Source organism: Phycicoccus duodecadis (genome assembly GCF_002846495.1).
GTDB lineage: Bacteria > Actinomycetota > Actinomycetes > Actinomycetales > Dermatophilaceae > Phycicoccus > Phycicoccus duodecadis.
This window is the reverse complement of the sequence record NZ_PJNE01000001.1, coordinates 2,482,007-2,499,777: the sequence shown is the minus strand read 5'-3', so window position 1 is coordinate 2,499,777 and position 17,771 is coordinate 2,482,007. Positions and strand designations below refer to the sequence as shown.

Genomic DNA, 17,771 nt, shown 5'->3' with positions numbered 1-17,771 from the left:
CGTCGGGGGTGGTGACCTAGTCTCGCAGGGTGAGTCGCCTCGTCGTGGTCCGTCGTCTCCTGCTGGGGGCTCTCGCCGTGGTCCTCGTCGTCGCCCTGGTGGGGGCGGTCATCGTCGTGTCCACCGTGCGCGAGTCGCTGCCCAACCGCTCGGGCCAGGCCACGCTGCCCGGCCTGGGCGCCGACGTCACGGTGATGCGCGACGGGAGCGGCATCCCCCACCTCTACGGCGACAGCGTCACCGACCTCGCTCGCGCTCAGGGGTACGTGCACGCCCAGGAGCGGTTCTTCGAGATGGACCTGCGCCGCCACATCACGGCCGGGCGGCTGTCCGAGCTCGTCGGGAGCGCCGGCCTCGACACCGACAAGGTGATCCGCACGATGGGCTGGCGCCGGGTCGCCGAGGAGGAGCTGCCGACCCTCGAGCCCGAGACCCGGCAGGTGCTGCAGGCCTACGCCGACGGGGTGAACCGCTACCTGCGCGGCCGCTCGCCGAGCGAGGTCAGCCTCGAGTACAGCGTCCTGGGGCTGCAGCTGCCCCTCGGCGAGATCGAGGAGTGGTCACCGGTCGACAGCCTGGCGTGGCTCAAGGCGATGGCGTGGGACCTGCGCGGCGACTACACCGACGAGCTGGCCCGGGCCCAGCTGAGCGGCCGGCTCACCCCGGCCCAGATCTCCCAGATCTACCCGGCGTACCAGGCCGACCAGCACCCGCCCATCCTCTCGGCCGACGAGTGGCAGCCCGGCCGTGCGGCCGCCGGCTCGGCCCTGCCCTCGGCCCTGGCCTCCGCCGTGGCGGCGCCGGCCGCCCGGCGCGTGGTGGCGGGGACGACCACGCCCGGCGCGCGGCGCGCCTACGCCGCGGTCGACGCGGCGCTGCGGATGGTGCCGCAGCTGGTGGGCCGCGGCGAGGGCATCGGCTCGAACTCGTGGGTCATCGCCGGGTCGCGGACCGCCTCGGGCAAGCCGCTGCTCGCCAACGACCCGCACCTGGGCATCGGGCAGCCGGGCATCTGGATCCAGAACAGCCTGCACTGCCGCACCGTCAGCGCCCAGTGCCCGCTCGACGTCTCGGGCTTCTCGTTCGCGGGGGTACCGGGCGTGATCATCGGGCACAACGACAAGATCGCCTGGGGCTTCACCAACCTCGGGCCCGACGTCTCGGACTTCTACCTCGAGCGGGTGGTCGGCGACACCTACCAGCGCGACGGTGCGTGGAAGCCGCTGACGACGCGGCAGGAGACCATCAAGATCGCCGGCGGTGCCGACCAGACCATCACGGTGCGCTCGACGGTGCACGGTCCGGTGATGTCCGACGTCGTGCAGAACGCCCGGGAGGCCGGGGCGCGGGCGCCGACGACCCTCGAGGGCGACGAGGCGCAGAGCTACGCCGTCTCGCTGGCCTGGACCGGGCTGCTCCCGGGGCGCACGGCCGACGCGATCCTCCAGCTGGACCTGGCGCAGGACTTCACCGAGTTCCGCAAGGCCGCACGCTCGTTCGCGGTGCCCGCGCAGAACCTGGTGTACGCCGACACGGCCGGCCACATCGGCTACCAGGCGCCCGGGCAGGTGCCGGTGCGCCGCGCGGCCATCCCCAAGAGCCCGCCCGGCTACTGGCCGGCACCGGGCTGGGACTCGAGCTACGACTGGCAGGGCTTCGTCGACCAGGCCGACCTCCCGTGGACGCTCGACCCCCAGGACGGGATGATCGTCACGGCGAACCAGGCGGTCGTGGCCGGCGGCTCGCCGTTCCTCACCACCGAGTGGGACGCCGGGTGGCGCTCGACCCGCATCGGCCAGCGACTGGCGACCCTCGACAAGGCCACGCCTGTCGACATGGCCTCGGTGCAGATGGACGACGCCGACCTGTTCGCGCAGTCGCTGGTGCCGGCGTTGCTGGGGGTACCGCTGGTGGCGCCCGAGTCCGAGCCCCAGTCGAAGGACCTGCTCGACTTCACCGAGGAGGCGCGCGGCCTGCTGCGCGGCTGGGACCGCACGACCCCGGCAGCCGACTCGGAGTCGTCGGCGGCGGCCGCGTACTACAACGCGGTGTGGCGCAACCTCTGCGAGCTGCTCTTCGACGACGAGCTGCCGGCCGGGCTCAAGGCCGACGGCGGCCCGCGCTGGCGGGCGGCGGTGCAGGCGCTGCTGGCCGACCCCGAGAGCGCCTGGTGGGACAACAAGCTCACGCCCAACGTCACCGAGGGCAAGGACGAGATCCTGCGCCAGGCGCTGGTGCAGGCCCGCCTCGAGCTGACCCGCGAGCTGGGCAAGGACCCGCGCGGCTGGGACTGGGGCAAGCTGCACCGCGCCACCCTCGAGCACAAGGTGCTGGGCGGCGAGGACGTGCCGGCCCCGGTGCGCTGGCTGTTCAACGAGGGGCCGTACGACATGCCCGGCGGGTCGGCGATCGTGAACGCCAACGCCTGGAACGCGAGCGAGGGCTACGAGGTGACGGCCGCGCCGTCGATGCGGATGGTCGTGGACCTGTCGAACCTCGACCGCTCGACCTGGATCAACCAGACCGGGGTCAGCGGGCACGCGGCCGACGACCACTACGCCGACCAGATCCAGGACTGGGTCGACGGGACCCAGCGCGCGTGGCCCTTCACCCGCGCGGCGGTCGAGGCCACCGACCCCCAGGTGCTGACCCTGAAGCCGGAGTCCTCCACCCCCTGACCCCGAGGCCCAAGGTGTGGGGGACGACTCTCGGATCGCCTTCAGGCCGGGTCGGGCCAGTGGATGCCGTCGGCGGTGACGACGCCGTCGACCGGCACGTCGTGCGCCTCGCGCGGCAGCACGTCATCCGCCTCGCGCTCGCCGGGGTGCAGCAGCACCAGCACCGGCACGCCGGCCCGGCGGCGCGGCAGCGCCCGGTCGTAGCAGCCGCCGCCCTGCCCGAGCCGGGTCCCGCGCCCGTCGACGGCCAGCCCGGGCGCCAGCACCAGGTCGGCGTCACCCACGGCCTCGAGGCCCAGGCCCCGCACCGTCCCGTCGCCGGGAGCCAGCTCGTGCCAGCCCAGGTCGAGGTCGGGCAGCGTGTCGGGCACGAGCACCCGGTACCCCTCGCCCAGCAGCCACGCGTTCAGGGCCTGCGTCGGCGGCTCGCCCGCCACCGACTCGTACGACAGCACCGTGGCCCCGGCCGCCAGGCCGAGCCGCCGCACCAGCACGCCCACCTCGGCGACCAGCGCCGCGCCGTCCGCCGCTCCATCCCGCTCGGCAGCGATCTCCCGCCGCCGCGCCCGGAGGCGACGCCGGACCTCGGACTTCTCGGAGGTGGCCACGAGGACATCGTAGGGTGGCGCCCATGACGAGCGATGCCCTGCGCGCTGCCACCGACAGGATGCGCGAGGCCGGCGTCGACGAGCTCGCGATCCGCGTGTTCGCCGACTTCCACCGCCAGCTGTCCGAGCACGTGACCGGCACCATCCCCGAAGACACCATCGACCCCCTCACCGACGTCCCCGCCCTGGCCGACGCGCACCCCGACGACGCGGCGGTGGCCGCCGCGCTCGCCCGCACGGTCGTGGTCAAGCTCAACGGCGGCCTCGGGACCAGCATGGGGGTGCAGGGTCCCAAGTCGGCACTCGAGGTCCGCGACGGCCGCACCTTCCTCGACATCATCGCCGCCCAGGTCCTGGGCCTGCGTGAGCGCTACGGCGTGGACGTCCCGCTGCTGCTGATGAACTCCTTCCGCACCCGCGAGGCCTCGCTCGAGATCCTCGGGCGCCACCCGGGCCTGGCGGTCGACGGGCTGCCGCTGGACTTCCTCCAGAGCAAGGAGCCCAAGCTCCGCGCCGACGACCTCACCCCGGTGGAGTGGCCCGACGACCCCGAGCTCGCCTGGTGCCCCCCCGGACACGGCGACGTCTACGTGGCGCTGCGCACCACCGGCATCCTCGACACCCTGCGCGAACGCGGCTACCGCCACCTGTTCCTGTCCAACGCCGACAACCTCGGCGCCACCTGCGACGGAACCATCCCGGCCTGGATGGCGGCCGAGGGCATCCCGTACGTCGCCGAGCTGTGCGAGCGCACCGTCAACGACCGCAAGGGCGGGCACCTGGCCGTGCGTCGCTCGGACGGCCGCCTGGTGCTGCGGGACTCGGCGATGGTCGCGCCCGGCGAGGACCACTACTTCCAGGACAACGAGCGCCACCCGTACTTCCACACCAACAACCTGTGGGTCGACCTCGAGGCGCTGGCCGCGCGGCTCGACGAGCGCGACGGCGTCCTCGGCCTGCCGATCATCGTCAACCGCAAGACCGTCGACCCCACCCGCCCCGACTCCACGCCCGTCATCCAGATCGAGTCGGCGATGGGCACGGCGGTCGAGGTGTTCGACGGCGCCCGCGCGATCGTGGTCGACCGCAGCCGGTTCCGCCCGGTGAAGACCACTGACGAGCTGCTCCTCCTGCGCAGCGACCTGTACCGCGTCACCGACGCCGGGATGGTCGAGTCGGTCGCCGACCGCCCCGAGCCGCTGGTCGCCCTCGGCGGCGCCTACAAGCTCGTCGGCGACTTCGACGAGCGCTTCCCGCACGGTGTCCCGTCGCTGCGCCAGTGCACCAGCCTCCGTGTCGAGGGCGACACCGTGTTCGGCGCCGGCGTCACCTGCGTCGGCGACGTGCGCGTCACCGAGGGCACCCGCGCCGTCCCCGACGGTGCCCGGATCGAGGGGACCCTCTGATGCGCACCGTCGCCGAGCACCGTGAGGCCGTCCTGGCCCTGGTCCGCCCCCTGCCCGTCGACACCGTCGACGTGGGCGCCTCCCTCGGGCGGGTCCTGGCCGACGAGGTCGTCGCCCGGGTCGACCTGCCCTCCTTCGACAACTCCGCGATGGACGGGTACGCCGTGCGCGCCGCCGATCTCGCGGGCGCGGGGGAGGAGCGTCCCGTCACGCTGCCGGTCGACGGCGACGTCGCGGCCGGCGACACCACGCGCCACGTCCTGGCCCCCGGCCACGCGCTGCGCATCATGACCGGCGCCCCGCTGCCCGAGGGCTGCGACGCCGTCGTCCCCGTCGAGGCCACCGACGGCGGCGCCGAGCAGGTGGCGGTGCGGCTCGAGCCCGAGGTGGGCCGGCACGTCCGTCGGCGCGGCGAGGACATCCGCACCGGCGACACCGTCCTCCGTGCCGGTACCCACCTGGGCCCGGGCCACATCGCGCTCGCCGCCGCCGCCAACGTGCCGCAGGTCGCGGTGCACCGCCGCCCGCGGGTCACCGTCGTGTCCACCGGCGACGAGCTGGTGCCGGTGGGCTCTTCACTGGAGCACGGGCAGATCGTCGACTCCAACCACCTGATGCTGCGGGCCCTGGTCGAGGCCGCCGGGGCCGAGGTCGCCGCGAGCGTGCACCTGCGGGACGAGGCCGACGCCGTGCGGGCCTTCTTCACCGCGCCCGACGGCGCGCCCGACCTGGTCATCACCAGCGGCGGGGTCTCGATGGGCGTCTACGACACCGTCAAGGAGGTCCTCACCGAGGACGGCGGCGTCGAGTTCGTCAAGGTCGCGATGCGCCCCGGGATGCCGCAGGGCTGCGGTGTCGTCGGGCCCGGGCGCGTCCCCATCGTCACGCTGCCCGGCAACCCGGTCAGCTCCTTCGCCTCGTTCCACGTCTTCGTCCTGCCGGCCCTGCGGGCGATGGCCGGCATCGACCCCGCCGACGACGGCGCCTTCGAGGCCGTCGCGGGCGAGTCCTGGTCGACCATCGCGGGGCGCACCGAGCTCACCCGCGTCGTCGAGGAGGGCGGCGTGGTGCGGCCGTCGGGAGGCCAGGGGTCGCACGTGCTGGGCGCACTGGCCGAGGCGAGCGCCCTCGCGGTGGTCCCGGCCGACGTCGAGCGCGTCGAGCAGGGGGCTACCGTCCTCTGCCTCCCCCTGCTGGGGCATCATCGGAGACGTGGCTGACACCGGAGCGTCCCCCAGCGGCCTGACCCACGTCCGCGCCGACGGGACGGCCCACATGGTCGACGTCTCGGGCAAGCCCGTCACGGCCCGCCGGGCCGAGGCGCGCGGCCGGGTCCTGCTCTCGCCGGCCGCCGTCGCCGCGCTGCGCGACGGCACGGTGCCCAAGGGGGACGCCCTCGCCGTGGCCCGCATCGCCGGCATCCAGGCGGCCAAGCGCACCCCCGAGCTCGTGCCGCTGGCGCATCCGGTGGCCGTGCACGCCGTCGAGGTAGACCTCACCGTCGTCGACGACGGGGTCGACCTGCGGGCCGAGGTCCGCACGGCCGACCGCACCGGCATCGAGATGGAGGCGCTCACCGCCGTGAGCGTCGGGGCGCTGGCGCTGGTCGACATGGTCAAGGCCGTCGACAAGCACGCGCGCATCACCGACGTGCGGGTCACCGCCAAGTCCGGCGGCCGTTCGGGCGACTGGGTGGAGGAGACCCCGTGAGTGCGGACGACGCCGGGATGCCGGGTACCGGCGCCCCGCTGGCCGGGCGTCGCGCGGTCGTGGTCACCTGCTCGACCCGTGCGTCCCAGGGCGTCTACCCCGACCGAGGGGGCGCCCTCATCGTCCAGGCCCTGCGTGGCTGGGGCGCCGCCGTGGCCGAGCCCGTGGTCGTCCCCGACGGCCCGGCCGTGGTCGCGGCCCTGCGGGCCGCCCTGGCCGACGAACCCGACCTCGTCCTCACCACCGGGGGCACCGGGCTGAGCCCCACCGACGGCACCCCCGAGGCGACCCGCCCGCTCCTCGACCGTGAGGTACCCGGTCTCGCCGAGGCCGTCCGGGCCGCCGGTGTCGCCAAGGGCGTGCCCACCGCGATGCTCTCGCGCGGGCTGGCCGGCCTGGCCGGGCGCACCCTCGTGGTGAACCTCCCCGGCTCCAGCGGCGGGGTCAAGGACGCGCTCGCCGTGCTGGCCGACGTCCTCCCGCACGCCCTCGACCAGGTGCGCGGCGGTGACCACTGATGTGGCGCCGGCTGCTCGGTGAGGGGCCGCGCCGCGAGCCGCAGCCCGCGCCGCCCCCGGAGTGGGTCTGGCCGGTGCACCTGACCGGCCGTACGCCCACCGGGGTGGACATCGCGCTGCGGCCGCTGACCTATGCCGACGGCGCCATCTTCCAGGCGGTGCGCCGGGCCAATGCGGAGTGGCTCGAGCCCTGGGACGCCACCGCCCCGGAGCCGGACGCCCCGCCGCGCACCTACGAGGAGCTGGTCACCCAGTACGACCTCGACGGTGCCGCCGGGCGCGCGCTGCCGCTGGCCGTCGAGGCGGGCGGCCGGGTGGTGGGGCAGGTCAACGTCGGCACCGTCGTCTACGGCTCCTTCCGGTCCTGCTACGTCGGGTACTGGGTCAGCCGGGCGCTGGCCGGCCAGCTCGTGGTGCCCACCGGGGTGGCGCTGGTCGCCGACCACCTGTTCTCGCGAGTGGGTCTGCATCGGGTCGAGATCAACATCCGGCCCGAGAACACGGCCAGTCTCGCGGTGGTGCGCAAGCTGGGGTTCCGGTTCGAGGGGCGCCGGCCGCACTACCTGCACATCGACGGCGCGTGGCGCGAGCACCTGTCCTTCGCGCTCACCACCGAGGACCTCGCCGGGGAGACGATGCTCGCGCGGCTGACGCGTCTGACCCTGGAATCACAGTCGTCACACGAGTCACTTGCGCGACACACCGAGCCGGGTGCACGCCCGGGGGAGGCTCCGCACCTACCGTCGTAGCCGTGCAGTCGCCGTCGAGCCTGATCTTCCTCGTCCTCATCGGGGTCTGGGCTGCCTACTTCGTGCAGTACTGGATCCGGCGCCGTGACCACCTGGCCACGGCGCGCTCGGTCGAGCAGTTCAGCGCCGCCATGCGTGTCCTCGAGCGCCGCGCCCCGATCCCCCGCACCGACCTCTCCGACCCCACGCCCCGTTCGTGGGCCGTGCACCCGACCCGCTCGGTGCGGCCCCAGGTCGTCGTCAAGCGCGCCGTGCCCACCGACCCGGGCGGCGTGACCGCCGCGTTCTCGCGCCCGCCCGACCTCGAGCGCACCGCCGTCCCGGCCGCTCGCATCCCGGCCGTGGCCGGCGGTGCGCACCCGTCGCGACGGGTCAGGGCGCTGACCTTCCTGGCGGCCCTCGTCACGACCCTCGTCGTCACGGGCCTGGCCGTCGCCGGGCTGTTCGCCGGCTGGGCGCCGCTCGTGGCGGTGCTCCTCCTCGTCTCCTCCTTCGCCTGGCTGCGCGCGGGCGTCCGCACCGACCAGGCCGCCCGGGCGGCCCGCCGCCGCCGGGCCCGGGCCGAGACCCTCCAGCGTGCCGTCGCTCCGGCCGCCTCCGCCCGCCCGGCCCCGCTGCGCCGCCCCGTGGCGCGCCCGGCCGCGTCCGTCGGGGCGTCCGCCGGCCCGGTCGACGTCGAGGTCGCCGGTGCGGCCGCTGCGGTGGAGCCGTCCGCCCCGGTCGAGACCACCGAGGCGACCATCGCCCCCGTGGCGCCCGCGCCGATCGCCGCCGAGCCCGCCCCGGCTCCGGAGCCCGCGCCGGTCATGGAGATCGAGTACGTCCACCTGGTCGACGAGGACGACATCCCGCTGACCTGGGACCCGGTGCCGGTCCCGCGGCCGACCTACACGATGAAGGCCAAGGCCGAGCGGCCCGAGGTGGCCCCGGCCGCCGTCGCTCCCGAGGCGTCGTCGCTCGCCGCCGAGCTGCGCTCGCACGAGGACGACCTCGACGAACGGCGCGTCGCCGGCGCCTGACCTCCGGTGGGAGCCGGGCGCTGCGGCTCCGTCAGGCGTCGCGCGGGTCGGGCGCCACCGTGCCGTCGGGCGCGTCCTGCGCGGCGGCCTCGTCGGCCTCCACGGCGGCGGGGTGACCGAGGACGTCCTCGGCCGCCGGCTTCTCGATGCCCCGGTCGGCGGCGTCGTCGGGCGTGTCGAGCAGGTGGTGGCCGACCGCGTTGAGCACCGCGACGGTGGGCACCGCGATGAGGCCGCCGATGACGCCGGCCAGGATGATGCCGGCCGCGATGGCCAGGATCACGGCCAGCGGGTGCAGGCGCATGGCCCGGCCGATGAGGAACGGCTGGAGCAGGTGGCTCTCGAGCTGCTGGACCCCGATGACGACGGCCAGCATGATGAGCGCCTGCACCGGCCCGAGGGCGACGAGGGCGAGCAGCACGGCAACGCCGCCCGAGACCGCCGCGCCGACGATCGGGATGAACGAGCCGAAGAACACCAGCAGCGCGATGCCCGAGGGGAACGGCACGCCCAGCACCAGGGCACCCAGCCCGATGCCGGTGGCGTCGACGGCCGCGACGAGGATGGTGGCGCGGGTGAAGGCGGCCACCTGGCCCCACGCGATCAGCCCCGAGGAGTGCACCCGGGTGCGAGCACCCCGCGGGAAGAGCCGCACGATCCAGCCCCAGATCGCGGGACCGTCGTAGAGGAAGAAGAACAGCGAGAAGAGCGCCAGGAAGATGCCGGCCACCAGGTGACCCACGCCCAGCCCGGCCGCGGTGAGCGAGTCGGTGAGGCCCCCCGAGCTGATGGACTCGCGCGCCTTGGCGATGTAGTCGCTGAGCTGGGTGTCGGTGATCGCGAAGGTGTCCTGCACCCACTGGCGGACCTGGTCGATGCCGTCGGTGACCTTGGTCGAGATGTCGCCGAGCTGGCTGGTCAGCTGCGAGCCGACGAAGGAGATGAGCCCGATGACCACGGCGATGGTGCCGAGGACGGTGATGCCGGCCGCCGCGCCCTTGGGCACGACCCGGGCCAGGCGGTCGAAGATCGGGTGCAGCAGAGCGGACAGCAGCAGCGCGACGAGGATCGGGATGACGACCTCGCTGAGCAGGCTGGTCAGGAACAGCACGGCGACCAGCGCGGCGGCGATGACGAGCCCCCGCCAGGCCCACTCACTGGCGGTGCGCACCCCGCGGGGGACCGCCCACTCGGCCGGCAGCCGCGGGTCGTTCATCCAGGGGCCGCCCGGGTCGACCAGGACCCGGCGCGGAGGCCGGGGGCCCGGAGCGGCCTCGGCGCGGGCGCCGCGGGAGAAGGGAAGTCGCATGCCGCGACTCTAGGCGGTGCCGCCCTCGGCCGACGCCCGCCGACCTGCGGCGCAGCCCGTCCGAGGCGGTGACGGGCGGGTTTCGGGCACCCCCTCGCTCGGTGTTATCGTTTCTTCCGCACTCGGGGCTGTAGCGCAGTTGGTAGCGCGTCTCGTTCGCAATGAGAAGGTCCGGGGTTCGATTCCCCGCAGCTCCACCCGAGACGAACCCCGTCCGACCAGCCTGAACGTCGCTGATCGGGCGGGGTTCTCTCGTTGTCACGCACCACCCACGCCGTTTCGTGTCTCCCGGCGCCCCCGGAGTGGCGTTGAGCCTGTCCGACCCCGCCAGATCGTCACCCGTCCCGGAGACGGTGCGGTACCGGTTGACGGGGACAGGGCCATCGGTGAGATCTCGGTTCGATGCGTGCTTGGCGATACACATCGGGAATCTCGCCGGTGGCCCCTGCACTCAGGCGCCGCGCCGTCACCCCGAACCCCGCCACTCCCGAGGCACTGTCTGTCCCGACGTCCGCACCGCCATCCGGATCCCCCGATGAGCGCGAACTTCCGCGTCGTCACCGTGAGGGCGGGGACATGGGTCGAGGGCGCGGATATATCCATGGCAGGAGCGCACTTCCGCGCCATCGGCGTGACCGCGCGCGCGTTCTGACGGAACCGCGCTCATGCCGCGATCCGCTCGGTCAGGCAGGCTTCCCCCCGTAGCGGCAGAGTGCCGTGCGGTGACTCGCTGCTCAGCGCGTGGTGCTGAGCAGCGACGTAGGCGGCGTCGTCGGTGGTCAGGTCGTCCCGCAGCTCCCAGCACCGAGGCAACAACCCCAGGTGCGCGGCGCGGTGCATCGGCAGTGCCGCCACGTCGATCATGGCCAGCTCGGCCCGACGGTTTGTCGAGCATCCCTGCCCGGTTCTGCCGGCGCAACACCGAGGCGACCTCGAGGTCGACCCATCCGGGCATCCCCAGCCGTCAGACGACCAGTGCGGCCGATGTCGCGCCGACGGAGGTACGTGGTGCGACCCGGAACGCGGGGCGCCCGAAGTGGTAGCCCTGGCCCAGGGCGATGCCGACGTCGCGCAGGATGGCCCACTGCTCGCGGGTCTCGATGCCCTCGGCGCAGACGACGGCGCCCATGCTGCGGGCCCACTCGGCCAGCGCCCGCAACGCGTCGGCCCGGCTGCTGTCGCCGTCCAGGCCCGCCAGCAGGCTGCGGTCGAGCTTGACCACCTCCGGCCGCAGCCGCAGGATGCGTTCGACGTTGGAGTACCCCTTCCCCCAGTCGTCGAGGGCGATGGTCGCGCCGCGGCCCCGCAGGGCCGCGAGGGTGGCGATGGCGGCGGCCCAGTCGTCGGTGTCGGTCTGCTCGGTGATCTCGATGACGACGCCCTGCAGGTCGTCCGGCAGCACTGCCTCCACCTCGGGGGCGCCGAGCGAGCCGATGCTCAGGTTCACCGACACGTAGCCCTCGTCCGGGCGCTCGGCGAGGGCGGCACGGATGGCCGTCGCCTCGAGCGCCGGGCCCTGGCCGGACCGGTGCGCCTGGGCGAAGACGGTCTCGGGGTCCCCGTCCGGGAAGCGGCTGAGGGCCTCGTGGCCGACGACCGTGCCGTCGCGCAGGTCGACGATCGGCTGGAAGGCGATGCGCAGCGGCGGCAGCCCACGGTCGGGGCAGCCGGCGTGGGCGACGCGGACGCGGGCGCGGCCGGCGTGCTTGGCCTCGTAGAGGGCACGGTCCGCCAGCTCCACGAGACGCGACGGCTCCGCGCCGCGGTCCCAGGCCGCCACGCCGGCCGAGAACCGCTGCCCGTACGGAGTGAGCCCCTGCATGGTGTCGAGGAGCTCGCAGGCCCGTTCGGTGGTCGAGCCGGGCAGCAGCACCCCGAACTCCTCGCCCCCGTACCGCGCCAGCAGCTCGTGCGGCGCGAGCAGGCTGCTCCACGCCGCCACCGCCTCGCGCAGCAGGAGGTCACCCGCCTGGTGCCCGCGCTGGTCGTTGTAGCGCTTGAAGTGGTCGAGGTCGATCAGGGCCACCGTGAGCGGCGCGTCGGTGTCCTCGGCCTGCTGCACGGCCCGTCCGAGCTCGTGGTCCCAGGTGCGGCGGTTGGGAGCGCCGGTGAGGCCGTCGCTGCGGGCCAGCGCGGCCAGCTGCACGGCCTGCACCTCGACGGTGCGGACCAGCACGCCCATCCTCGCGAGCACGAGCATCGAGAGCGCCACCGATCCGATGGAGACCAACAGCCACGGGGGCTGGTGCCCCAGCAGGCCGTCGGCGAGCAGCGTCGCGCCCGGCAGCACGAGCGCGCAGCCCAGAGCCGCCAGACGCCGGTTCGCCCTCGTGCCGGCATCCACGCTCAGGCCGTCCTCGCCGAGGGCCGGGGCCGAGCGGGCGCAGGCCGCCGCCCCCGCCGCGAGGTAGCCGAGCAGCCACAGCTGGTCGAGCCAGGCGGGTGACGTGGCCGCGGGGTCGGCGATCGCCATCACGTTCCAGGTCAGGTCGGCCACGAGCACCGAGAGCAGGGCGACGACGAGCAGCCGGAACGACGGGGACCGGAGACTGGCGGTGGCCCACAACCGCACCAGGACGGCCAGCAGGAGCACGTCGGCGATCGGGTAGGCCGACGTCACGATCCGCCCGAGCACCGGGACGGCCGAGTCGCTCGCGACCGGGCTGACGAGGAAGGTCCCCACGACGACACCGAAGGACAGCGCGACGATCGACGCGTCGAGGATGAGGGTGGGGTCGGACCGCATCCGGCGACCGCGCGCGAGGTGCAGGAGCCCCGCGGCCAGCACGGCGTACGACGAGAGGTAGGGGACGTCACTGGGGGCCGGGTAGGCGGCCGGCTCGATGCCGTACTGCTCGACGGAGTAGACGACGTCGCCGAGAGCCCACCCCGCGAAGCCGACGGTCACGAGCATCCAGCCGCGGCGGGCGGGGCCGGGGATGCGCCAGGCGCCGTAGAGGCCCGCCGCGACGCACACCACGCCGAAGACGTCCCCGACCACCGACCGGGTCGCTCCCGCCGGGACGAGAGGCAGGAGGCACAGGGCCCCGAGGAGCGCGACGAACACAGCGCGGGACGTCGACCGCATGAGGACACCGCCCTTGGCAGACCCCTGCGTGGATCGTGGACGTGACCATGCTGGCACCGCGGCGCGGGTCAACAGCGGGAACGGCCGGCGCCCTGGCCGTTCGACCGATGGAGGGGACGGGTGTCGCGGCTGGTCAGGGGCGCGGGAACGGCGAACGGCCCGCGGCGCTCGTCGCGCCGCGGGCCGTGGCCATGCGGTGGTCTGACGTCCCGGCCGAACGGCTCACGGCCGGCCGGGACGCGTCCACGTCGGTCGCATCCTCCGACGGGACGTGGGGGGGGCCGGAGGGCCCGGTCTCAGTGGTGGCTCGCGCCCTTGCCGTGGCCCGAGCCGGCGTGGCTGTTGCCGTGGCCCGCGCGGTGGCTGGAGGCCTGGGGACGCTCGGCCTTCGCCGCCCGGCGGGCGGTCCGGGCGGTGTCCTTCGCGGCGTTCTTGGGCGCCGTGAGCTCCGCGCCCGGCTCGGCCGGGGTGACGTCGTCGCAGCCGACCGCCTGCACGTTGCGGAACGCGGTCGAGTCAGCGGCCTTGCCCGGGGTGTCCTTGACGTGCGACCAAGCGGTGCAGAGGCCGTGGTGGGCCGGGCCCGCTGCGTCCGGGCCGGTGGCGGAGTCGCTGGTGCCGTCCTCGGTGTCCGTGGGTTCGGCGGGGTCGGACGCGGAGGGCTCGTCGGTGGGGGTGGCCGAGCTCTGGTCCTCCCCCTGCTCGTCCTCGCCCGAAGCGTCGGGCGTCGCGGTGTCGGAGGACGTGGCGGTGCTGGTCTCGTCGTCGCTCACGACGAGGGAGACAGGGGCGGACGCGGCGACAGCGGCCACACCGCCCGCGAGGACGACGACGGCGGCGCTCGCGAGAGCGGCACCGAGACGGGTAACGGACATGGGGCCTCCGTGCGCAGGGGTGGTGAGGAGCGATGCTGGCGCGGCCGGGGGCCCGGTGTCAGGCAATCGCGTGCGAAGTGGCCGAACGGCCGAGGGCCCGGTCGGTCAGGCCCCCGCGCGCTCGGGCGCTCCGACCGTCTGCGTCGACACCGCGTGGTCGCACAGCCGCAGGAACGCGCCCAGCGCGAGGAGCTCGGCGGGGGAGCGGGGGGAGAAGTCGGTGAGCACCTGCGACCGCACCACGAACGCCGCGTACTGGCCGCGGGAGATGGCCACGTTGAGGCGGTGCCGGTCGAGCAGGAAGCCCATCCCGCGCGAGACGTCGGAGTGCGACGACGCGGCCATCGTCAGGATGGCGACGGCCGCCTCCTGGCCCTGGAACTTGTCGACGGTGCCGACCGCGACGTCGGGGTGGCCCGCGTCGTCGAGCGCGCGCCGGACCAGGCCCGCCTGGGCGTTGTAGGGCGTGATGACGATGACGTCGCCCTCGGCCAGCGGCCGGCCGGCGTCGCCGCCGTCGCGCGCCGACGTGTCGACCCACGTGCGGCCCAGCAGGCCGCGCACGAGCGCCACCACCGCGTCGGCCTCCTGCGGCGAGTGGGTGGAGTTGTCGCGGTGCTCGACGGCGTGCACGTGCACTCCGGGCTCGATGCCCTCGAGACGGCGCGCGCCGGTGACGTCGCCCACCGCGGCCAGCCGCCCCTGGTAGGCGAGCTCGGAGACCGGCCGGGTGAGGGCGGGATGCATCCGCCACGTCGTCGCGAGGAAGTAGCCGAGGGTGGGCGGGAGCACCGACTCGCCGCGCGCGAGCCACGCGAGCGCCGCCATGTCGATCGGCTCGGCGTGCGTGCCGGTGGTGACCTGGGGCAGCTGCTGGGGGTCGCCGAGCAGCAGCAGCCGCCGGGCCGCCACCGACACGGCCAGGGTCTTGGCCAGCGAGAACTGCCCGGCCTCGTCGACGACCAGCAGGTCGAGCTCGCGGCGCCCGACCCGTCCCGGGTTGGTGAGGTCCCAGGCGGTGCCTCCGATGACGTAACCGCGCCCGGCCGCGCGGTGGCCGGCGGCGAAGGCGGCCAGCTCGTCGGCCTTGCCGAGCGCCGTCCAGGCGGGGCCGGCCGTGGCACGAGGGACCTTGGCCACCTGCTCGCCCGGCACGTCGGTGGCGGCGACGATCTTGGACAGTACGTTCTCGACCGCGGCGTGGCTCTGGGCGCAGACCCCCACGGCCCAGCCTTGGGCGACGAGCCGGGCCACCACGTGGGCCCCGACGTGCGTCTTGCCGGTGCCGGGCGGGCCCTGCACCGCCACGTACGAGTCGTCCATCCCGAGCAGGGCCGCGGTGATGGCATCGGTGTAGCCGTCAGGACCGTCGGCCACGGCCGGCAGCGGGGCGCCTCCACGCAGCCGTGGCGGGCAGCGCAGCAGCACGTCGGTGCCGGCGCCCACCGGCACCTGCCCGGTGTCGCGCACGGCCGCGGCGACCTCGGCCAGCGCGCGGTCGATGGGGGCCGAGCTGACGTTGTCGTTGGGCACCAGCGCCACCGGCACGTCGACGTGCGGTTCGCCGTCCTTGGGCTGGAGCTCCTCGACCAGCAGCACCTGGTGGAGCCGACCGGTGTCGGCGAGCAGGTCGTGCGCCTCCAGGACGGTGACCCCCGCGGTGCTGCGCGCGTTGGCGTGCAGGGGCTCGGCGACCACCCCGACCGGCGAGGGCACCCCGTAGACCGCGGAGACGGCGGCGCCCACCCCGATGCCGCCCTGGCGCATCGGCTCGCCGTGCAGGCGCAGGGTGCGGCGGGGGCGCTGGCGGGCCGTCGCCTGGTGCCAGTCGCTGACCACCTCCGCCCGCTCGACCAGGAAGACGCCGTCGGCCGCGCGCCAGTCGCCCACCGGCAGCCGCAGCCGCTCGAAGTGCTCCTGCCATCTGGGCTTGTCCTCGCGCGCGTGGAACAGCACCGCGGAGCCGACGAGGGCGACCGCGTGGTGCTCGTCGGAGCGGTCGGCCGGCGCCACGTCGTCGACGAGGGCCCGGACCGCGGCCTCCAGCTCGAGGGCGGCCCGGCGGGTCTCGCTGACCTCGACCTCGCCGACGGTGTCGGCGACCGGGAGTGCCCAGCCGTCACCGACCTGCTCGGCCCGGCGCTCGAGCAACCAGTCGCGCAGCTTGAGAGTGGAGACGCAGTCGTCCTCGTTGTAGTGGGCGATCTCGGCGATCAGGGCGCGGGCCTCGTCGTCGCGGCCCTCGACGCGCGCGGCGGAGAACTGGTGGTAGGCCACGATGCTCTCGGCCCCGCCCTGGACGTCGCCCTCGCGGGCCTCCATGTAGAGCGGTTCGAGCTTCTTGATCGAGTACGAGCGCTGGGAGACCCGGATGCCGGACCGGACCACCGAGTAGAGGTCGACGAAGACACCGTCGCGCAGCAGCTGGTCGACGTCGTCCTCGCAGACCCCGTGGCGGGCGGCCATCCGGAGCAGGGCCGCGGGCTCGTAGGGCGCGTAGTGGTAGACGTGCAGGTCGGGCCAGCGCCGCCGGCGGGCGGCCAGGTGCTCGACGAAGTCGACCAGCGCCCGGCGCTCCTCGTGGCGGTCGTGGGCCCAGAACGCGCGGAACCGGGCCTCGCCGGAGTCGACCTCGACCATCCCGAAGAGGTACTCCAGCCCCCAGATGCTCGACCCCGGCTCCTGCCACAGCGGGTCGCCCTCGAAGTCGAAGAAGACGTCGCCCGGGCTGGGGCGCGGCATCCGGCGGAGCGCGTCGGGGTCGACCACCTCGAAGCGCACCCCGCCCGCGGGGTCGGCCTCCTGGGCCAGCTGCAGCCGGGCCTGCGCGCGCAGCCGGTCGAGCATGGCCGGGCGGACGTCGGCGACCGCGCCCTCGTGGGCGGCGAGCTGCTCGACGGTGGTGACCCCGGCGGCGAGCAGCCGGGCCCGGGCGGGCCCACGCATCCCGGCCACCAGCAGGAGGTCGCGGGCCCGCTCGACCTCGGCCTCGCACACGTCGCAGCGGCCACAGGCGAGCCAGCGCTCGTCACCCCAGGAGGCCGACGCCCCGGAGGCCCGGTGCTCGGCCAGCAGGGCGTCGAGGCGGGCCCGGCGCGCGCGGTAGACCGGGACGATGTCGCCGAGGGCGTAGTCGTGGTGCTCGCCCGAGCCGACGACCAGCCGCGCGACCGGAGCGGCGGGGACCCCGGCGGCTGCCAGCTGGTCGGCGTAGGCCGCGATCTGCAGCAGCGCCGGCACGCCGGCGGTACGGGCGAGCTTGGTGTCGCTGACCAGCCAGCCGCCAGGCGTGCGCTCGAGGAAGTCGGCGTGCCCCACGAACGACCCGTCGAAGAAGGTGGCCTGGTAGACGACCTCCACCGCGGGGTCGAGCAGAGCGGCGACCGTCTGCGCGTGGGCCCGCTCGAGCGCCTCGCGGGTGTAGCCCGGTCGCTCGAACTGCACGACGTGGCCACGGTGCTCGGCGGCCAGCCGGCGCAGCTCGACCTGCTCGTGCTCGGTGCCGAGGCGGGCGACCCGGGCCAGCATCGGGTCGTCGGCGACGGGCGCCCGCTCGGCCCGGCCGAGCGCGACGTCGAGGGCGTGCGCGAGCGCGAACTCGCAGTCGGCGGCCGTGCGCAGGTCACTCGCGCTGATGACGAGCGCCGCGTCGTCGCCGAGGAGGAACATGACCCGAACCTAACCCCGCCCACCGACAGCGCCGACGGGGCCCGGGGACGCGCGGCACGGCATCCGGCAGCCGTGGGCGCCGGCGCGGGGCCCCCTCGCCCCGGGCGTCGACCGGACGCTTCAGCTCAGCCCGGAACGGTTG

General features: G+C 74.8%; 13 protein-coding genes and 1 tRNA gene. 8 read left to right on the top strand and 6 right to left on the bottom strand.

The features are described from left to right. The first annotated feature begins 29 nt into the window (after positions 1–29). On the top strand, positions 30–2,678 hold the full coding sequence (locus ATL31_RS11650; protein WP_101395915.1) for a penicillin acylase family protein: 2,649 nt from the start codon (positions 30–32) through the stop codon (positions 2,676–2,678). Between the two features lie 41 nt (positions 2,679–2,719). On the opposite strand, the gene ATL31_RS11645 is transcribed toward ATL31_RS11650, so the two are convergent. Continuing rightward, complete coding sequence (locus tag ATL31_RS11645) at positions 2,720–3,286, bottom strand: 5-formyltetrahydrofolate cyclo-ligase (protein ID WP_101395914.1); 567 nt, start codon at positions 3,284–3,286, stop codon at positions 2,720–2,722. 23 nt (positions 3,287–3,309) lie between these two features. On the opposite strand from ATL31_RS11645, the gene ATL31_RS11640 reads away from it, so the two are divergent. The 6 genes from ATL31_RS11640 to ATL31_RS11615 are packed head-to-tail and all read left to right on the top strand — an operon-like array spanning position 3,310 to position 8,688. Beyond that, a complete protein-coding gene (locus ATL31_RS11640) occupies positions 3,310–4,692 on the top strand; it encodes a UTP--glucose-1-phosphate uridylyltransferase (RefSeq protein ID WP_101395913.1) in 1,383 nt (460 codons plus the stop codon). Then, positions 4,692–5,912: a molybdopterin molybdotransferase MoeA gene (locus tag ATL31_RS11635; RefSeq protein ID WP_101395912.1), complete on the top strand. Its 1,221-nt coding sequence runs from the start codon at positions 4,692–4,694 to the stop codon at positions 5,910–5,912. Before ATL31_RS11640 ends, ATL31_RS11635 begins: the two co-directional genes overlap by 1 nt. Further along, positions 5,905–6,402 (top strand): cyclic pyranopterin monophosphate synthase MoaC, encoded by a 498-nt coding sequence (gene moaC / locus ATL31_RS11630; protein ID WP_101395911.1) that lies wholly within the window; start codon positions 5,905–5,907, stop codon positions 6,400–6,402. Before ATL31_RS11635 ends, moaC begins: the two co-directional genes overlap by 8 nt. Positions 6,403–6,419: 17 nt before the next feature. Continuing rightward, on the top strand, positions 6,420–6,920 hold the full coding sequence (locus ATL31_RS11625; protein WP_101397557.1) for a MogA/MoaB family molybdenum cofactor biosynthesis protein: 501 nt from the start codon (positions 6,420–6,422) through the stop codon (positions 6,918–6,920). After that, entirely contained in the window at positions 6,920–7,669 is a 750-nt protein-coding gene (locus tag ATL31_RS11620) for a GNAT family N-acetyltransferase (protein WP_101395910.1), read from the top strand. The genes ATL31_RS11625 and ATL31_RS11620 overlap by 1 nt, the downstream gene beginning before the upstream one ends. 2 nt (positions 7,670–7,671) lie before the next feature. Further along, a complete protein-coding gene (locus ATL31_RS11615) occupies positions 7,672–8,688 on the top strand; it encodes a hypothetical protein (RefSeq protein ID WP_101395909.1) in 1,017 nt (338 codons plus the stop codon). 31 nt (positions 8,689–8,719) lie between these two features. On the opposite strand, the gene ATL31_RS11610 is transcribed toward ATL31_RS11615, so the two are convergent. After that, positions 8,720–9,997, bottom strand: a complete 1,278-nt coding sequence (locus ATL31_RS11610; protein WP_101395908.1) for an AI-2E family transporter — start codon at positions 9,995–9,997, stop codon at positions 8,720–8,722. A gap of 124 nt (positions 9,998–10,121) precedes the next feature. Here ATL31_RS11610 and ATL31_RS11605 point away from each other — a divergent pair. After that, a tRNA-Ala gene (locus ATL31_RS11605) sits at positions 10,122–10,194 on the top strand. Positions 10,195–10,660: 466 nt separating this feature from the next. On the opposite strand, the gene ATL31_RS11600 is transcribed toward ATL31_RS11605, so the two are convergent. The 4 genes from ATL31_RS11600 to ATL31_RS11585 form a co-directional block, all read right to left on the bottom strand. Continuing rightward, positions 10,661–10,861, bottom strand: coding sequence for a hypothetical protein (locus ATL31_RS11600; RefSeq protein WP_101395907.1), 201 nt, complete (start codon positions 10,859–10,861; stop codon positions 10,661–10,663). A 100-nt stretch (positions 10,862–10,961) separates the two neighbouring features. Beyond that, positions 10,962–13,085: a bifunctional diguanylate cyclase/phosphodiesterase gene (locus tag ATL31_RS11595; protein WP_101395906.1), complete on the bottom strand. Its 2,124-nt coding sequence runs from the start codon at positions 13,083–13,085 to the stop codon at positions 10,962–10,964. A gap of 296 nt (positions 13,086–13,381) precedes the next feature. Next, positions 13,382–13,960: a hypothetical protein gene (locus ATL31_RS11590; RefSeq protein WP_101395905.1), complete on the bottom strand. Its 579-nt coding sequence runs from the start codon at positions 13,958–13,960 to the stop codon at positions 13,382–13,384. Positions 13,961–14,065: 105 nt separating this feature from the next. After that, entirely contained in the window at positions 14,066–17,629 is a 3,564-nt protein-coding gene (locus tag ATL31_RS11585; RefSeq protein ID WP_101395904.1) for a TM0106 family RecB-like putative nuclease, read from the bottom strand. Positions 17,630–17,771 lie beyond the last annotated feature (142 nt).